Annotated in this window: 18 protein-coding genes and 1 riboswitch; of the genes, 6 read left to right on the top strand and 12 right to left on the bottom strand. The window is 38.8% G+C overall.

From position 1 onward, the window contains the following. Together PLJ10_05480 and PLJ10_05485 are read right to left on the bottom strand one after the other, a co-directional pair. On the bottom strand, positions 1–486 hold the full coding sequence (locus tag PLJ10_05480; GenBank protein ID HOK09097.1) for a biopolymer transporter ExbD: 486 nt from the start codon (positions 484–486) through the stop codon (positions 1–3). Further along, positions 483–1217 (bottom strand): MotA/TolQ/ExbB proton channel family protein, encoded by a 735-nt coding sequence (locus PLJ10_05485; GenBank protein ID HOK09098.1) that lies wholly within the window; start codon positions 1215–1217, stop codon positions 483–485. The genes PLJ10_05480 and PLJ10_05485 overlap by 4 nt, the downstream gene beginning before the upstream one ends. A 368-nt stretch (positions 1218–1585) precedes the next feature. After that, positions 1586–1671: riboswitch (ZMP/ZTP riboswitch) on the top strand. Between the two features lie 56 nt (positions 1672–1727). On the opposite strand from PLJ10_05485, the gene gcvT reads away from it, so the two are divergent. From gcvT to folD, 5 genes are all read left to right on the top strand, one after another. Beyond that, complete coding sequence (gene gcvT, locus PLJ10_05490; protein HOK09099.1) at positions 1728–2813, top strand: glycine cleavage system aminomethyltransferase GcvT; 1086 nt, start codon at positions 1728–1730, stop codon at positions 2811–2813. Positions 2814–2880: 67 nt separating this feature from the next. Then, positions 2881–3261 (top strand): glycine cleavage system protein GcvH, encoded by a 381-nt coding sequence (gene gcvH / locus PLJ10_05495; protein ID HOK09100.1) that lies wholly within the window; start codon positions 2881–2883, stop codon positions 3259–3261. A gap of 112 nt (positions 3262–3373) precedes the next feature. After that, the gene (gene gcvPA / locus PLJ10_05500) at positions 3374–4714 is read left to right on the top strand and encodes an aminomethyl-transferring glycine dehydrogenase subunit GcvPA (protein ID HOK09101.1); all 1341 of its coding nucleotides are present in this window, start codon (positions 3374–3376) and stop codon (positions 4712–4714) included. Between the two features lie 5 nt (positions 4715–4719). After that, complete coding sequence (gcvPB, locus tag PLJ10_05505; protein HOK09102.1) at positions 4720–6168, top strand: aminomethyl-transferring glycine dehydrogenase subunit GcvPB; 1449 nt, start codon at positions 4720–4722, stop codon at positions 6166–6168. A gap of 22 nt (positions 6169–6190) precedes the next feature. Then, entirely contained in the window at positions 6191–7093 is a 903-nt protein-coding gene (gene folD / locus PLJ10_05510; protein ID HOK09103.1) for a bifunctional methylenetetrahydrofolate dehydrogenase/methenyltetrahydrofolate cyclohydrolase FolD, read from the top strand. A 26-nt stretch (positions 7094–7119) separates the two neighbouring features. Here folD and PLJ10_05515 read toward each other — a convergent pair whose 3' ends face one another. Both PLJ10_05515 and PLJ10_05520 read right to left on the bottom strand, forming a co-directional pair. Then, a complete protein-coding gene (locus PLJ10_05515) occupies positions 7120–7296 on the bottom strand; it encodes a hypothetical protein (GenBank protein ID HOK09104.1) in 177 nt (58 codons plus the stop codon). A 7-nt stretch (positions 7297–7303) separates the two neighbouring features. Further along, positions 7304–8077 (bottom strand): type I 3-dehydroquinate dehydratase, encoded by a 774-nt coding sequence (locus PLJ10_05520; GenBank protein HOK09105.1) that lies wholly within the window; start codon positions 8075–8077, stop codon positions 7304–7306. 149 nt (positions 8078–8226) lie between these two features. Here PLJ10_05520 and PLJ10_05525 point away from each other — a divergent pair, with 149 nt between their 5' ends. Next, entirely contained in the window at positions 8227–9444 is a 1218-nt protein-coding gene (locus tag PLJ10_05525) for an MFS transporter (GenBank protein HOK09106.1), read from the top strand. Between the two features lie 110 nt (positions 9445–9554). On the opposite strand, the gene PLJ10_05530 is transcribed toward PLJ10_05525, so the two are convergent. From PLJ10_05530 to PLJ10_05565, 8 genes are all read right to left on the bottom strand, one after another. After that, the gene (locus PLJ10_05530; GenBank protein HOK09107.1) at positions 9555–11912 is read right to left on the bottom strand and encodes a M28 family peptidase; all 2358 of its coding nucleotides are present in this window, start codon (positions 11910–11912) and stop codon (positions 9555–9557) included. 117 nt (positions 11913–12029) lie between these two features. Then, a complete protein-coding gene (gene lexA, locus PLJ10_05535; GenBank protein ID HOK09108.1) occupies positions 12030–12650 on the bottom strand; it encodes a transcriptional repressor LexA in 621 nt (206 codons plus the stop codon). A 100-nt stretch (positions 12651–12750) separates the two neighbouring features. After that, positions 12751–13563: a bifunctional hydroxymethylpyrimidine kinase/phosphomethylpyrimidine kinase gene (thiD, locus tag PLJ10_05540; protein HOK09109.1), complete on the bottom strand. Its 813-nt coding sequence runs from the start codon at positions 13561–13563 to the stop codon at positions 12751–12753. A gap of 47 nt (positions 13564–13610) precedes the next feature. Continuing rightward, complete coding sequence (locus PLJ10_05545) at positions 13611–14960, bottom strand: nucleoside transporter C-terminal domain-containing protein (protein HOK09110.1); 1350 nt, start codon at positions 14958–14960, stop codon at positions 13611–13613. A 24-nt stretch (positions 14961–14984) separates the two neighbouring features. Next, positions 14985–15572: a DUF6141 family protein gene (locus PLJ10_05550; protein HOK09111.1), complete on the bottom strand. Its 588-nt coding sequence runs from the start codon at positions 15570–15572 to the stop codon at positions 14985–14987. Between the two features lie 313 nt (positions 15573–15885). After that, positions 15886–16947: a hydrogenase expression/formation protein HypE gene (gene hypE / locus PLJ10_05555; GenBank protein HOK09112.1), complete on the bottom strand. Its 1062-nt coding sequence runs from the start codon at positions 16945–16947 to the stop codon at positions 15886–15888. A gap of 14 nt (positions 16948–16961) precedes the next feature. After that, positions 16962–18065 carry a hydrogenase formation protein HypD gene (gene hypD, locus PLJ10_05560; GenBank protein ID HOK09113.1) on the bottom strand — a complete coding sequence of 368 codons (1104 nt, stop codon included), beginning with the start codon at positions 18063–18065 and terminating at the stop codon, positions 16962–16964. 7 nt (positions 18066–18072) lie between these two features. Continuing rightward, entirely contained in the window at positions 18073–18315 is a 243-nt protein-coding gene (locus tag PLJ10_05565) for a HypC/HybG/HupF family hydrogenase formation chaperone (GenBank protein HOK09114.1), read from the bottom strand. Positions 18316–18320 lie beyond the last annotated feature (5 nt).

The raw sequence follows: 18320 nt of genomic DNA on the forward strand, positions 1-18320 counted from the left end.
TTATTGCCCCGAATTTTCAGGAACAGGTTCTGTCGTTGGACGTTCTCCCGAGGCATTAAAGCCTTGAGTAGCGGCTTTCTCATTTATCGTAGAAAAGGCTACATTCTGTATATTTGCTTTTCGACAGCAATCTAACACACGAATCGCATTTCCTAACATCGCACTCTGGTCTCCACGGATAATAACTGAACTACCTGGGAAGAATTGAGATACTTTATTAAGAACCTCTTGTAATTCGGGTAAAGTAACAGTGCGATTATTTACCACGATAGTGCCATCTGCCTTTAAATTGATGTATATTTCACCTTGGCTTCGTGTTATTGGTACGGAGCTTTCCGCTGTTGGTAATGTAATATCGATTTCCGATTCCAAAACACCGTATACCGTCGTTGCCATGAAAAATACCAATGTCAAAAAGACAATATCAATCAACGGTGCCATTTGGATTGGTTCTGGTTCCTGTTCAAACGTTTTTCGAATTCTCATAACCGTGCCCCTTTTGCTATAAGTTCAACCAACTCACTCGCCACTGCTTCAACCTCTGCAATAATACGATTTACACGCCCACGTAAGTAAAAATAAATTGCCATGGCTGGAATGGCTACAACCAACCCACCTGCTGTTGTAACCATGGCTGTCGCTACACTATATGCCATTGTCAAACCTTTAACTTGCGCATCATTAAAAGCAATAGCACCAAAAGCTTGCATCATGCCCCATACTGTACCCAGCAATCCCAATAACGGTGCCAATACCGCGATATTATTTAAGTATGAAATCCTCTGCCATAATAAACTTGCCCCACGCTCTCCTTCGCTTTCCATAGCATCCTGAACAACATATCGGTCATGTCCTACTAACTTCACGCCAGCAAAGACCATTTTCGCAATTAATTCATCTCTACCCTCACACAAATCTAAAACACCTTTGTAATCACCTGCTTGTAAGAGATGGAACAAACGACGGATTAACGTCTGAGGCAGTTCTCGACGCGGTGTCAATGTAAGCAATAAATAAAGTGCCCAGACCAACCCAATAAAGCCAAGTACACCTATAACCCAAAGGATAACACCGCCAGCTTTTATCATATCCCACAGCGTTAGGTTTTGTTGTATCTGTGGAACTGCCGACGCTGTCGATGCGTCTTGCCCATAACAATAATTAAAAACGCAAAAAACGACGAGTAATAACAAAAACAATATCCATTTATTTCGCATGCAACTATTCCCTTTTTATTGTTAAATGTTAAAAATTGTTCCTATACATTATTACAATAATATTATCCTTTTACAAATAAACCAGTTGCAAAAATATTATAATACTTTAATAAAAAGTGAAGTTTATTTTCATTTATACCTTTAATGTTAAAAAGAGAAATAAAAATTTATATAATAAAAACGTATTAAAGAAACAAAAATAACATTTCTTGATGGTGTCTTATTATATAGCATTATATTTTTTAAATTTTATTTTATAAATACCTCTCCAATTCCTATTTTTTTGTGAATATATAGTTATAATACGCAAAAATTGCAAGTAAACTACATACTTGAAAATTTAGGGAATATTCTGATATAATTGATTTTATAGATGTCGCGACTGGCGATTTAAGTGGAATGAACCACAAGGGAGCGACATAAAATATCTGTGCCGATCGCCTGGGCAAATGATTAGGTTTTTTCTAAAAAAATAACAAATTAAACAATTGCCCTTTTAGGAGAGTTTCTTTGGAATTAAGAACAACTCCGTTATTTGAATGCTGTAAAAAAGCAGGTGGTCGGTTTGTAGATTTTCATGGTTGGTACTTGCCTGTGCAATTTGAAGGTATAATCTCAGAACATCTTCATGTCCGTTCTGAGGTGGGTATTTTTGACTGTTCACACATGGGCGAATTTCTGATTCATGGGAAAGACAAAATATCTCAGTTATCATACCTAACATGTGGAGACTTTGTTCGTTTACCTGTGGGTCGTTGTCGATATACCGCATTACTCAATTCAGATGGTTCAGTTCTTGATGACTGTGTAGGTCTTAGGATTAATGAAGAAACACTTTACCTTATTACAAATGCAGGGGTTCTGGAACAGGTCTCATCTTTATTATGCAATTCAACCATTGGTGCTACAGATGTATCGAACGGAACTGTAAAGATAGATGTACAGGGACCCAAAAGTCTGGATGTCCTTCTCCGTATCGGTTTTGGCTCGTGGATTACTGAACTAAAATATTGGACAGGCAAAGAAGCAGATTGGAAAGGGAACAAAATTATCGTAACTCGTGCTGGGTATACAGGTGAGTTGGGTTATGAATTATTTTTACCTCAAGAATTAGGTGAAGAGATATGGGAATTACTTATTAAAGAGAATGATGTAAAACCGTGCGGTTTAGGGGCTCGCGACACACTACGAACGGAGATGGGTTATCCCTTAAATGGACAAGATATACTCCCAGGTATAACTCCTCTAATGGCTTCAATGGAGCGGTTTATCGATTGGGAGCACGATTTTGTCGGGAAGGATAGGTTATTGAAAGACAAAGAACATAATGATTATCGAAGACTAAAAGGTATAAAAACTAATACTCGACAAGCCCCAAGACATGGACAAAAACTTGCTCTATCTGATAAAGAGGTCGGAGAGGTAACAAGTGGGACATTTGGACCGAGTCTCGGTGTTGGTGTAGGTTTAGCCTTATTGGATAAGGAAGCGTCTATTTCTGGAACAAAATTACAAATCATAGGTCGTTCTTTGGAAATTGATGTTTGTGACGTACCAATTTATCAGAACGGAACTGCACGAAGAAAGGTCTTATAAATATTATGTATGTTAAGTAGTAGTAAAAATTTAATAACAGCCCCATATTATTAAAGGAGAACATGCTATGTATCCAGAGGATGTTCGTTATACTGAAAATCATGAATGGATAGGGGAAGAAGATGGTTTGTATGTGGTAGGCATCTCCGAATATGCTCAAGAGCAATTGGGCGATGTTACTTACGTTGAACTACCAGAGGTAGGAAGACATGTTCGACAGAAAGACCCAGTCGCTCAGGTTGAATCAGTAAAGGCGGCAGAAGATATTTATGCCCCTGTCACAGGCATTATCGTAGAAGTCAATGAAGCATTAGAGGGAGAGCCAGAACTTATCAATTTAGACCCTTATGGTAGGGGCTGGTGTTTTAAGATGGATGATATTGATATAAGCCAATATCGACGTCTAATGAATCGAGAAGCCTACGAGAAATATCTAAAATCACTATAACATTTCTGGTATAAAAACATTTTATTTTGGGCAAGAGGAATCGTATTTTTGAAAATGGATTTTTGGTTTTTACGAGAGAAAACACAAACATTTTTTTGAGGAATAAAACATTATGACATGGGTACCATCAACAGAAGAAGATATTCAGCACATGCTCCAAATAATTGGTGTGCAAACAATAGAGGAGTTATTTCAGGACATTCCACAGGAGTTACAGTTAAAATCATGGAATATTCCCAAAGGAATTTCTGAGCCTGAGGCATATCAATTTCTAAAAAGACTAAGTGGTAGAAATCAGACAAATACCATTTCATTTCTCGGTGGTGGCATATACGACCATTATATCCCTGCTGTAGTTGATAGCCTCTCGCAACGTGGTGAGTTTTTGACCGCATATACTCCATATCAGCCAGAATGTGCCCAAGGTACATTACAAGCAATATATGAATATCAAACAGCCTTATGCCGACTGACAGATATGGAAGTGGCAAATGCTTCTCTTTATGATGGTGGCACAGCTCTTTTTGAGGCAGTCACCATGGCAGTGCGAATTACAGGTAGAAGAAAAATACACATTTTAGATGGCTTAAACCCTATTTATGAGCAAATGCTACGAACACATACCGCAAATCTTGATTTAGAGATTGAATACAGTAAACAACCGAAAGACTGTGCCTGTGTAATAGGGGCAACTCCTGATTTTTTCGGAAATATGCATGATTTTTCTGAACTCGCTAAACAATGTCATGAGGCTGGAACACTTTTAGTGGTTCAGTTCTATCCGATTGCTCTTGGCATCATGAAAACCCCTGGAGAAATGGGCGCTGATATTGCCATTGGTGAAGGACAAGGCTTAGGACTACCACTCGGTTTCGGAGGCCCCTATTTAGGATTATTTGCTACACGGAAAGAATACATTCGCAAGATGCCCGGTCGAATTACAGCCATGACTGTCGACAAACAGGGAAATCGAGGCTTCGTCTTAACACTCCAAGCCCGAGAACAACATATTCGCCGAGAAAAAGCAATGTCAAATATATGCTCCAATCAAGCATGGTGTGCACTTCGTGCTTTAATTTATCTATGTGAGGTCGGCAAACATGGGCTAACAGAAATTGCGAAACACTGCTATTGGAAATCTGAGTATCTAAAGCAGGAATTATCTAAATTTGTACCCGTCGTAAATTCATCATTAACTTTTAATGAATTTGTAGTCCGTTTGCCGATGCCAGCCGAAAAAGCTATTGAACAATTAAAAGAACAAAATATTTTGGCGGGTATCCCCTTAAAATCATTTTTCGAAAGTTGTAAATTGACATCGCCACGTAAAGATGTCAATGGCAATGTCTATGGAGAGGTTGGAGATATACTAATTGCAGTTACAGAAAAAAGAACACGGATTGAATTAGACCTGTTTGTAGAGGCACTTCGTAAAGTGCTTACAAAGGAGTAGTATATATGAAACTAATATATGAAAAATGCAATCATCGGCAGGCATTTTCTTTAGGGAAATGTGATGTCCCCGAAAAAGAGTTCCCCAGTGAATTTCGAAGACAAAAATTGGCAGAATTACCAGAGGTATCTGAATTAGATGTAGTCCGACATTTCACGCATTTATCACGGCGGAATATGGGAATTGATACTCATTTTTATCCGCTCGGTTCCTGTACAATGAAATATAATCCTAAAATAGCAGATATCGTCTCTGCTTTTGATGGTTTTACACAACTTCATCCTCAATTGACTTCTTCTCCAGTATATTATGACTGTATTCAGGGAGCGTTAGAAATAGTTTACGAAACTGAACGACTTCTAAGTGAAATTTCTGGAATGAAAGCGGTATCCTTACAACCGATGGCTGGTGCCCATGGTGAACTGACAGGGGTTCTTATTATATCCGCCTATCATAAAAAACATGGCAATCATCATAAAAAAACAATACTTATCCCTGATTCAGCCCACGGCACTAATCCAGCCAGTGCTGTTATTGCAGGATTTCAGGTACAGGAAATCCAATCAAACGAGCAAGGAACTTTGGATCTGGATAACTTCCGAAAGGCTATAAACGATGAGGTTGCGGGTATCATGCTAACCTGCCCAAATACCCATGGGCTGTTTGAAAAAGATATAACAGAAATTGCTCGATTGGCTCATCAACACGATGCTTTGCTTTATTATGATGGCGCCAACTTAAATGCAATCATAGGTAAGTGTCGCCCCGGTGATTTAGGTTTTGATGTGATGCACTTTAATTTGCATAAGACATTTGCAACACCTCATGGGATGGGCGGACCCGGTTCAGGTCCTGTTGGGGTTAATGAACGTCTGTTAGATTTTCTCCCCGAACCAAGAGTTGTCAAAACAAGTGATTCAAAATACAGCCTTGAATATCCAAGCAATAGTATCGGTAAGGTTTCATCTTTTCTGGGACAATTCCTTGTAGCAGTTCGAGCCTATGTTTACATCCTTATGCAAGGAGATGAAGGATTGCGAGAAGTCAGCCGTAATGCGGTATTAAATGCAAACTATATTCTGGCTCGACTTCGTTCTGTTTTTCCACCTGCCTTTGACCGATTATGTATGCATGAATGCGTACTTACTGCCAGTCCATTTCACGACGTTAATGTGCGAGCCTTAGATTTTGCAAAAGCCCTTCTCGATAGAGGATTTCACGCCCCAACTATCTATTTTCCACTCACCGTAAAAGAAGCCATGATGATTGAACCAACTGAAACAGAGACCAAAGAAACACTCGACCAATTTTGTGACACTATGTTGGAACTCGCAAAATTAGCCAAAGTGTCGCCCGAAGAATTACATAAAGCACCTATAACAACTCCAGTTCAACGGCTGGATGAAGTAAAAGCGGCAAAAGAATTAAATGTCGTCAAGCCTATTTCTAAATGAATAATAAGATAAGGGTTAGAGTATGCCGACACCGAGAAAACCAAAATTATTAGATGGCGTTAAACTCGCAGAAAAAATCAAGGCGGAATTAAAACAAAAAGTGTTAGAACTCAAAGAAAAAGGTATTATGCCCGGTCTTGCAGTTGTACTTGTAGGTGATAACCCTGCAAGTCAGATTTACGTTCGAAATAAACGAAAAACATGTGAGGAATTAGGAATTCAGTCTTTCGCTTATGATTTGCCTAAAGAAACAACAGAAACAGAATTACTCGAATTAATAGATAAACTAAACCGTGATAATGCAGTGCACGGGATATTAATACAAAGCCCTGTTCCAAAACATATTGATGAAGAAAAAATTCTGAACGCTGTTGACCCTAATAAAGATGTAGATGGTTTTCATCCTGTAAATAAAGGAAAGTTACTAAATGGACAGGATTGCTTTGTTGCCTGCACACCTGCAGGTATTCAGGAGTTACTTCTCCGTTATGGATACAACATTCAGGGAAGACATGTCGTTATTGTTGGTCGTTCCAATATTGTAGGGAAACCCTTAGCAGCTTTGCTCGTACAGAAATCTGTGGGGGCAGATGCGACTGTCACAATTTGTCATTCACGAACAAAAAACTTAGCACAAATAACCAAGACTGCTGACATCCTTGTTGCTGCTATGGGCGTTCCAGAGTTTATTCAAGGCAGAATGGTAAGAGATGGATGTGTTGTAATTGATGTAGGCATGAATCGCATACCAGACAATACCAAAAAGTCAGGCTATCGCCTCATAGGTGACGTCCATTTCCCAAGTGTATCTAAAAAAGCACGAGCTATTACCCCTGTCCCTGGTGGCGTAGGTCCTATGACTATTGCGATGCTTATGAAAAACACCGTCAAATCCGCAGAAAAGACTCTTCATCACACTTCTTAAATATGTTTAGGCACATCTACCCTGAATTAATTTTCAGGCTTTTCAGTCTTATCGTCCTCTTTCTTTTCGAGAATAATTAGAAAATCATTATAACTGTGGCTATTGTTAGCAGTGACAGAGACTACTTTCCACCCCTGCCTCAGCAAATTTTCAAGGTCATACTTGCCAGTACCATTGGATTGAATAATAACCGCTTTTTGCATAATGTTGTTAACCCTCATTTAGTATATTTGTTTTATTTAATACCTTCCCAACAACTTGTTCCTTTTCTGGGAAAAACATTTTAGTGTATTTGTAAATTTGCTTGCAAGTAGGCTGGTTAGGTGCAGTTGGTGTGCCTATTGCTGAATACGTAAAAACAGATCCGATATTCGCAAAAAGAACACGCGAGAATAATGCTGTTTTCCCCATCGTCATCAGCGAAAGAGGCATTTCTCCTTCACATTGGAACTGCAATAGTGGCAATAATTGCTTTGGATGGTCTGCATATCCAGCTATCTTAACTATATCCACTTGATATTTTTTACCAATGGTTACAAGCTGATGTAATTTTTTCAGAGGAGGCACAGTCTTAAAATTATGATATGAGCCGATGATAAGTTTCCCTTCTTGTTTAACATTATCCAATAGTTTCTCATGCTGAGATAGCTCAGCAAGTTCAATATCAACTGCAAACACATGCTTCAAATATCTTAAATATAGCGACTCTCTCTCTTTCTTGGTTCCACTAAAAAATCCACCTTCTCTCTTCGAGCGAGCGGTTATTACGATTTTTTTACCATCTAAAGTGGCTAAATTCTTGGTGAGGATTTTCTCAAACTCCGATGTATATTCTTTTTGAAGTAAATCAAACCGCAGTTCAAAGGCTATGGCTCCATACTTCTCCGCCTCTACAATATCTCTTTGAGAAAAACCCTTTCCAGAACAGGCAATAAGACGCGGTGGATAAGTTCCCTTTATCAATTCTTTGAGCAAATAGTTCATAATGGCTTTTATTTTCCCTTTTAGTTCAAATGTTTAATATTAAGTTTACTATTTTAAAAAATCCTTTTCAAATATGATATGATAAAGTCGCAACGTTTGAGGTAATTACTCTCAAAAAATAATAACCCTCAATATAAGGAGATGGAACCGTGGGAATTGATACCGTCTTGTATTTACGTTTAAGTGCCATGATGTTTCTTGAATTCGCCGTTTGGGGAGCATGGGCACCCGTGTTAGCATCGTATCTAATTAACGATTTAAAATTATCTGGCAAACAAACAGGTTGGATATATGCAACTTTATGGCTTGCATGTATCATCTCACCATTTTTAGGTGGGCAAATCGCAGACCGTTATCTTGCCACTGAATATTTCCTTGGGGGAGTCCATCTTATCGGTGGTATCTGTCTGTTATATGCCGCCTATCAACGTAAGTTTACGCCATTGTTAATTTTAATGTTTATCTATTCATTACTTTATGCCCCCACGTTAGCACTGGTAAATTCTCTCATGTTCAGTAACATTACAAATCCAGACGTAGTCGCTCCACGAATTCGTGTTTGGGGAACTATTGGCTGGATAGCCGCGGGTTGGTTACTAACTGTAATGCGGAATATGGCAGGAGCAGAAAGCAATAAAAAATATTCTGACTGCCTCTTAATTGCTGGGATTATGTCCGTCATTTTAGGTTTATACTGCTTTACTTTACCTCATACCCCACCACCAGACAAACCAGGAAATCCTTTAGCGTTCTTAGAAGCATTCCAATTAATGAAAGAGCCGTATTTCCTTGTTTTCTTAATTATCTCTTTCATAGTAACTACAGAATTGCAATTCTACTATGTACCTACCGCACCATTCCTGCAAGATATCGGTGTCCGTAGTTCCAATGTGCCAGCCATTATGACAATAGCCCAGATTGCTGAAATAGTTGGTATGGCAGTACTTCTTCCTCTTGCAATGGCAAAATTAGGGATTCAATGGGTTCTGGTGATTGGTGTAATTGCCTGGCCCTTACGTTATGTCATTTTTGCAATGATGAAACCTGTATGGCTGGTCATTGCTTCTCTATCGTTCCATGGTATTGGCTACACCTTCTTCTTCTTTGCAGGTCAAATGTTCGTAGATAGAGTAGCCCCACCAGATATTCGTGCTTCCGCTCAGGCTCTTATTGCAGTTGCAACATTAGGATTGGGCAACTTCATAGGCACACAATTTACAGGAATTATCTTAGACTTTTTCAAGGATGCTGAGGGAAATTTCAAATGGCGTCCAATTTTCTTGATACCCTGTGTATTAACAGTTGCTTGTGCAATTGCTTTCTTACTCTTCTTCCATCCTCCCGCAGTAGTAGGAGCAGGAAATTAACAAGTAAAGCATAAAACAAAGTAGCACAGGACTAAAACCTACATCGTAGGCAAAATACCTGTGCTACTTTTCATTTCATCAGACAAAAATACTATTTATCATAAAATTTTTTAATTAAGAGCAAAGATTTTTCGAGTATAAATAGCATTACTTCGGAAGGGTTTCCACCACTCAACAGTATTCGGTTCCGCAATCATATAATCAGGTCGTGGAGACATTTCAATTCCCGCAATAGGGGGTATTACATAACTTTTCTCGATAACTTCGAGGGTCAACGGCTGTTTATGTTTTAACCTCCATTCTAAGGTAAGTCCATTTTCCCCAGGGAAACCACGATAATTAAAATGCCAATCCTGAATAGTTTTCCCTTCTGAACGTTCAAAGTCCTTACCATTTACTTTCGCTGACAAAACCTCCAACTCACCTCTCAATGTAAGGTGCATCTCTACTGACTTCCTCAATGAAACCACAGAAATCTTGAGGTGCCGAACATCTCCCTCTGTCTTATCTTCCAATACGGATAAAAGAGGCTGTGGATAACTTGCAATAGGTGCTTCAGCAAAGCGAATTATAATATTATCACCCGTGAATGGTTCAGGTCTTTTAAATTGTACATCTTCCTTGAAAAACTGTTCTGTCCATTCATCTAATTCTACATCACGTGACATCCACCATGCTTTTCCCGTATCCCAATCTAATCCATAACATAAATGATTTGTTTTAGGAGTTTCCTTTGTAAAACGGAAGAATAACATAGGGTATGCATACACAAGAAGCCCTGCTATTAACAAAACCAGCCCCCAACGATAGCAGGTCTTCTTATCCTGAACAAAATTCTGCACAATCCCTACAGACTGATAAAGGATAAGAATGAGAAATATCATTAATAGTGGAATAAATATCGGGGTAAGGGTTTGAACACCTAAAATAAGAAATGGAGCAACGAAATACATAGTTACAAGTGTCGGTATTAGTGTCCAGAAAGAGAGCCAAACAAAACTCCGTTGCCATTTCTGGGGGATATAGGGGAAACAACAAATAATTCCACAGACACTTCCTATAAGCAATATCCATACAGCGATATAACTCGCAGTGGGTGTCGCTATGCTGGAATATATGGACAAACCAAGCCATGGCAATAATGCTGATGCAAAAAATACATGGGGGTCAAACCGTGCAAAAATAACAGGCAAAAAGATAAGAAACAACCCTAACGTTGTTAATAAACCTACAACAAAGTAAGTAAGTTCATAATAAACAATGTAATGCTTATATACAAGGAACGTCAATCCTATTAAACCACCGAGTAAACCAATTATTAATAAGGTATGTACCACATTTCGCACGAAATTTATAATGACATCTCGAATTCGAATTCCCCAGAACAACCGCATAAAAAAAAGCATAACGAGGTAGAATATAATTGCCATAATTAATAAGGGTAATATCCATTTCTCTGAGTAGGTTATCAATCGGTTACCAGGCAACGGAAAATAGATACTATTATTTATAGGCTCTTCAAAGGGATAACCAATTTTTAAGTGAGATAAATCAAGATTACCAAAATGTTTTACCAAAGGTAAAGCATATTCTCCATGGTGTTGTAAAGAACGAAGAGAAATATGGTTAATATTATCATTAGGAGTGTGGTAATAACGAATACCCCCGACAAATGCGAAATCGAACCCTGGAACACCTTTAGGTTTCAGAACATAATAATCTGTACTTGTCGGCATTTTCCCCGCAACTTCAAACATCATCGAACTGGCACGGGGATAAGGAACCACTTTAGCAAATTCTTGTATTAGCCAGGAGTTATTATTACTCATCTGGAACATCATAGATGGACCGTAATGTCCCCGTGCTTCAAAATTTAAACACAAACCAACCGTTTCAAAAAGAGGATGTTTTAAAAACGCTTTTGGACCTAAAAGTCCAGCTTCTTCACCATCTGTAAAAAGGAAAATGACATCGTTTCTTAATGGTGCACTGTGTAGCAAAGCCCGCAAGGTTTCATACATTGTCGCCACCGCAGAACCATCATCCGCACAGCCTACCCCATAAGGTGTAGAATCGTAATGCCCCATTAGTAGAATAGACCGTGTCGGAGCATAGCCTGGCAATACAACCATAACGCTATCTACTCGTTCCACACTATTATAACCATGTTTTGACGAATGCTCCACATACCCTGTATATACCTCAGGTTCTACTCCTAACAGTCGAAGTTTCTGAACAAGATATTCTCGAACCTTTGCATCTTCCTGCGAACCAAAGGGGTGTATCATCGTCGTCGGGTATTCCAGAAGTTTTATAGCACGCTCTGCTGAAAATTTATCCTGTGGAGCATCTGCAGGAACTACAGGAGGAGACCAGCAATCATAAATAGAATATAACCCCCATAAAAAAAGAATTATAACTGCTATACCATTAAAACCGCTAAAACTTCTTCTTGACAATCCTTCCATTGCCATAATCCTAAGGTAAATTAATTATTAGTGAATTTGAAATAAAGACAGTCTTTCCCCTGTATTAGTTTCATAAAAGGAAAGAAATAAATGTCAAAAATGTTTTAATTAGAGATACTAATCGTAATTCCGTTGTAAGCCAATAACAACCCCTTGTAGTAGAAATCTATGGGAAGGAACACGAATCGGTTTCATTTTCCTATTGGCTGGTCGAAGTTCAACATATTTCCCTTCGGGGAAAAATCTCTTTACTGTAACCTCACCATCTACTAATGCTACTACAATATCGCCTTTACAAGGTTGCTTTTTTGAATCCACGAAAATAATATCACCCTCGAATATCCCATCCTCAATCATACTCTCACCAGTTACTCGTAAAGCATAGACCCCATCTGTTTTCCGTTCAAACCCCAGAGGGATAAGTTTTTCAATATTTGCCTCCACAGAAACAGGAAAACCAGCGGGAATTCTGCCTAACAAAGGTACCATTCGTGTTTTGGAGGGTTCCAGAAACCATTGGGCTTTAGGTGTTAATTTTAATGTTCGTGCCTTAGACGAACGTTCTAAATATCCCTTCCGTATCAAAGCACGTATATGCCCCGCTACCCCATTTGTCGACCGAATTTTTAACCGTTCGCATATCTCTAAAATTGAAGGGGAATAATTCATCCGTTCCTGAAAATCGTGGATACAATCCAGCACCTCTTTTTGCCGTTGTGTAAGTTCACGTTCAGACATATCATATCACCTCAATTAACAGCCATACTGAACATCTTTTCACTATTATAACTATAGAAATAAAATAAGTCAAATTTGATATAAATAATCTAAAGAATTATCAAATCGGTTTGTTTCGCCAGAGGTGATTTAAAGGTCCATGTCCATGTCCTAATGATGGGGCTGTTTCTATCGCTTTGTGGACAAATTGTATAGCACGTTCTACTGCAGTTATAGTTGGCAAGCCGTGAGCAAGATAACACGCAATAGCACTGGAAAGTGTACAACCTGTGCCATGAGTGTTTTTTGTATCAATTCGCTGAGATAAAAAATGATTAACGTTCCCATCGTTCGAAATCAACCAATCCGTTACTATTTTCCCGTTAGCGTGCCCTCCTTTAACTAACACATACCGTGCTCCTCTTTCCAAAAGTACTTCCGCAGAACGAAGTAATGATTCTTCATTTTCGGGCTCTATACCCGTAAGTTCTCTCAATTCTGGCAAGTTTGGAGTAATAATCCATGCTTGCGGAACAAGGAATTCCAGAAGTGTTTCTAATGCCTCTCTTTGTAATAATAAATCACCACTTTTTGCCACAAGCACAGGGTCTATAACGAGATAGAAGTCCGAAAAGGAACTTAACGCATCATGTATTGCCCGAATTGTGTCACTTCCCCAAAGCATGCCTGTTTTTATCGCATCTGCACCAATATCCTGCATCACTACTTCAATTTGTTCTTTTACAATATCAGGAGGAATTGGATGTACCGCAGACACTCCAATCGTATTCTGGGCAGTAATTGCTGTAATTGCAGACATTCCATAACAATTCAATGCTGAAATTGTTTTTAAATCTGCCTGAATGCCTGCACCACCACCTGAATCACTACCTGCTATAGTTAATACTCTTGGCGTTTTCTTTTTCTTTAACATCACTATGAAACCCTACCTATTAATATTTGTTTTATAACTAACCATCATTAAGAAGAAATAATTCCTGCAATACATGCGGTTGAAAAACAAGCCAGTGTGCCTGCAATAAACGCTTTGATACTCATTGTTGCAATTTCTGCACGACGTTGCGGTGCTAATGCAGAAATCCCTCCAATCATAATTCCCAAACTCCCTGGATTCGCAAAACCACAAAGAGCATAAGTTGCTATCACTAAAGTCCGATGTGTAACCATATTGTTTTCTATTAATACCTGAAATCGCTGATAAGCCAGAAATTCATTGAACACAGATTTAACCGCCAATAGTTCTGACATAACACTGATGTCCTTTGTTTGAACGCCCATCAGGTAAGCAAAAGGTAAAAACAAGTAACTTAACAGATGACTGAGAGTTTTACCTGTTACACTCACGGTAATAGTATCGCAAAGATGAATCAAGCCGACGAATACAATAAGTAACGCCCCAACATTTAACGCCATAGTTAATCCTATACTCGCACCTTGCGAAGCCGCATCAAAAATATTTTGTGTCTCTATTGGAACATCCACAGATTTAACATCAGTAGTTCGTGGTGTCTCCGTCTCTGGAATAAGTATCTTTGCAAATGCAATCGCAGAGGGTGCACTCATAATAGAAGCGGTTATGAGATGCCCAGGCTCTGCTCCAAAATTTGCGTATGCTACCATTACACTTACAGCAATAGTCGCTAAAAATGCAGTCATGATGGTGAATAACTCCGAACGAGTCATGTTCTCAATATATCCACGCACTGCACTCATTGATTCAATTCCTAAAAATACAAGCAATCCTGTGGTAAATGTTTCTGCCCCTGATGTCTTCATCGATTTCTGCATAAGCCATGCCAGACCTTTTACGATTTTCTGGATTATCCCTAAATGCTGTAAGATAGCAGAACATGCTGAAACAAAAATAATAACTGGTAACACCTTAAAGGCCACAACTGCACTTACAACAAACGGTTGGGTAGGTACAAGTTGACCTTCTGCATTCTGAACCATGGCTTTATCTAAAATAAAAAACTCAGTAAGACTACCGAACAAAAATTGTGCTCCTGCACCACTGGCTTCGGTTATCAAATCAAACCCTTTCTTTATCCACTCAAAAAGATAAATTCCGATACGTGGCGATATGGTAGGGAAAAAATCTGTTCCCAATATACTGTCAATACCATTTAATACTCCATTGGGAACCAGTACCAACCAATCCGCTCGTAATAATAACAGAGCAAAAAAGAATTGAAGACCAAAACCCCATACTACAACATTCCAGCGGATATTATTTCTATTCTCACTCAACAAAAATGCTACTAAAAAAAAGACAACCAACCCTAAAAAACTATTAAACCTTAAACCCATACATCTCCTCCGATAATAGATAAGTTAACTCATATAACTTTGTGCCATATAAAGATTTTGTGCTTTGTCAAGAGCAGGTAATATCTCGTCCAATTTTTTGGTTCCTATCACAATTTTATACTTTCCTTTCCTTAATTCTACACACGTGTTTCCACTCACCGTATATGCCCACGACCTAAAATTCCAACGAATACCCCAACCTCCGTATTCTATAACAGGATGGTATTTCTTTCCAACAATTTCATCTAACTTATCCCATGAAATCTTACGATATTTATAATGAAACGGAAAATACCGAATATATATCCCATCTAAATAAACACAAGTTTCAAGCCGAAGCACCAAAAAAAGGGCTATAACAAACGAAAAAACGAACGTAACCCACAAAACAAAAAAAATCAAACCTACATCTGACATAGGTTTATCCCCCCAGGGTTGACCAAAAATTAATTGGGTTACAATTGCATTTCCAATAACTACTATTTGAAATAATACCGCACCACCTATAATCAACCAAAGCCACCATTGTGTAAACTTCTGGACTTCTTTATATAAAAGTTCACTCTCAGGGGGGAGAACATCTTTTTTTACTTTCTCAAATTGAATACTCATGAAAAATCTCCTCCATGAAGGTCTTGTCTTAATTATAAACCCCTTTAATGATAGGAATAAACAATAAACCTACAAAATGGGAATCGTATTCATAAACAAAAAAAGAGCGGGACCTGCCTGGTTTCGCTGGTTATTAGCGGGCTATACACTCAGCCCGAACAGTCCTACTCAGGACTTGTCTCGAAACTCTTACGGCAGTTCCCGCAAAACTCATCAGGGGTTGTCTCTCTTAGACTCTCCCTTAATATTCAATTTTTCCTAATTACATTATGCCATAAAAATTCGTAAAAAGCAAGTAAAATTCTTTAATCTTTCAACATATCCGTGGAAGTTGTTCACCACTAAGCATAGGCAAAGAAACTTCTATTCCTATCGTATTTTTCAGGATAACAGGTGTATTACGATTATCAACAACAACACCTATGTCCTTCGGGATGGATTCAGGCTCAAGGTCTTTCCATAACTGTAATGTTTCAGAAACAAATTCCTGTGGTATAAATGCAATAAATCGCCCTTCATTCGCAACATAAAAAGGATTAAGTCCTAATATCTCACAGGCACCTCGAACATCATCACGGATTGGGACTTGATTTTCATCAATAATAAAGGTTAGCTGGCTATCTTGAGCAAGTTCATTTAGTGCGGAGGCTAACCCCCCACGAGTACAATCCCTGAGACAATGTACTGGGATATTATTCTCAAACATTGCAAGTATAATCGTTCCAAGAGAGGCACAATCACTTTCTAATGGCGGTTCAAAATGAATCTCTTCGCGTGCACTCAATACCGCCAAACCATGTCTGCCAATATCACCATTGATAAGGATATGGTCTCCTGGCTGGATTTGAAACGGAGATGGTGGTGGTTCCTGACGAACAATGCCAATCCCACTGGTATTTATATACATTCCATCCCCAGATTTGCCCTCAATAACCTTAGTGTCACCTGTCACAATACTCACACCAGCACAGTCCCCTTCATATTTCATCGTATCAACAATCTTCTGAAGTGTCCTTATATCCAGTCCTTCTTCCAAAATAAATCCTACACTAATATACATAGGACAGGCACCAGCCATAGCAAGGTCATTAACTGTGCCACAAATTGCCAATTTCCCGATGTTTCCCCCTGGAAAAAACAACGGCTTTACAACAAAAGAATCCGTTGTAAATGCGAGATGAATCCCATCCATATCTAAAATAGTCGAATCATGGTGTTGCTGTAGGAAGGGATTAGCAAACGCAGGTTCAAAAACATGTTTAATAAGCTGATGCATAAGAGTCCCTCCTCCACCATGAGCCAATACAATTTTGCCATATTCAACTCGGTCAATCGGACATCCCCATGATAATGGCTGTTTAAAATTGTTATCCATATTTTTCCCTTTATTTACTGTTGTGCGTTATTATGCCTTGTATATTGATAATAAGCAGAGCAAGCACCTTCATTAGATACCATGGGAGCACCTAATGGATTCTCAGGTGTGCATTGCTTTGCAAATGCAGGACATTCAATAGGTTTCTTCTTACCCTGTAATATTTCCCCTGCAATACATATAGATACATGTTCCAAACCTTCATTTTTAGAGAGGTCAAACTTTGTCTCTGCATCGTATTCAGCATACTCTGGTCTCAACTTTAAACCGCTGTTGGGAATAACCCCCAAACCTCGCCAATGCTGGTCACAAGGCTGAAAAACTTCATGAATTAATCGCTGGGCTGGAATATTTCCCTCTCTTTTTACTGCCCGAGGATAGGCATTTTGTACCTCATACTTACCTTGTTCAAGCAATTGCACACATTTCTTTATCCCTAATAATAGGTCAACAGGCTCAAAACCAGTAACAACAATGGGCGTCTTATATGTCTCTGCTATTGGTTCATATTCATGGTATCCCATAACCGTACAAACATGTCCAGCAGATAAAAACCCATGAATCTGACAATAAGGGTCAGACAGTAAGGCTACCATAGCAGGTGGCACTAATACTTGAGCACAAAGTAAAGATACATTTTTCAAACTCAGTTCCTTCGCTTTCTTAACCGCCATAGCATTGGCTGGTGCTGTGGTCTCAAAACCCACTGCAAAAAACACCACTTCCTTATTCGGATTTTGAACTGCAATTCGGATAGTATCTAACGGCGAATATACTGTCTGAACTGAACATCCCCGACCACGCACAGATAGGAGCGAAGTTTGTGAACCTGGCACACGAAGCATATCACCAAAACTACAAAGAATCGTGTTAGGTTGCTGGGCAATATAGATAGCCTGGTCTATTTTCTGAACAGACGTAACACAAACAGGACACCCAGGACCATGAATTAAATTTATCTCTGGCGATAATGCAAGGTCAATCCCAAACCTTAAAATAGCATGGGTCTGACCACCACAGATTTCCATGATATTCCATGTTCTCGTTACTATATGTTTAATCTCATTGATAATCTGTTGCGCAATAGCAGGGTTTCGATACTCATCAATGTATTTCATCAATCCTTTATCCTTCTGATTCACTTACATCCACATTCTCAAACTCTGCGAGTATCATTTTTGCTTCATCTTCATCAACTATGTTTATAGCCAACCCAGCATGCACTAAAACATACATACCTTCACATGCCTCAGGTGTTAAAGCAAGTGATATTTCCTTAATTACACCGCCAAATTGAACCTTTGCCATACGTAATGTCGGGTCACTATGGTCAATACTAATAATTTTTCCAGGAATAGCCAAACACATATTTC

This window comes from Candidatus Hydrogenedens sp. (genome assembly GCA_035361075.1).
Lineage (GTDB): Bacteria > Hydrogenedentota > Hydrogenedentia > Hydrogenedentales > Hydrogenedentaceae > Hydrogenedens.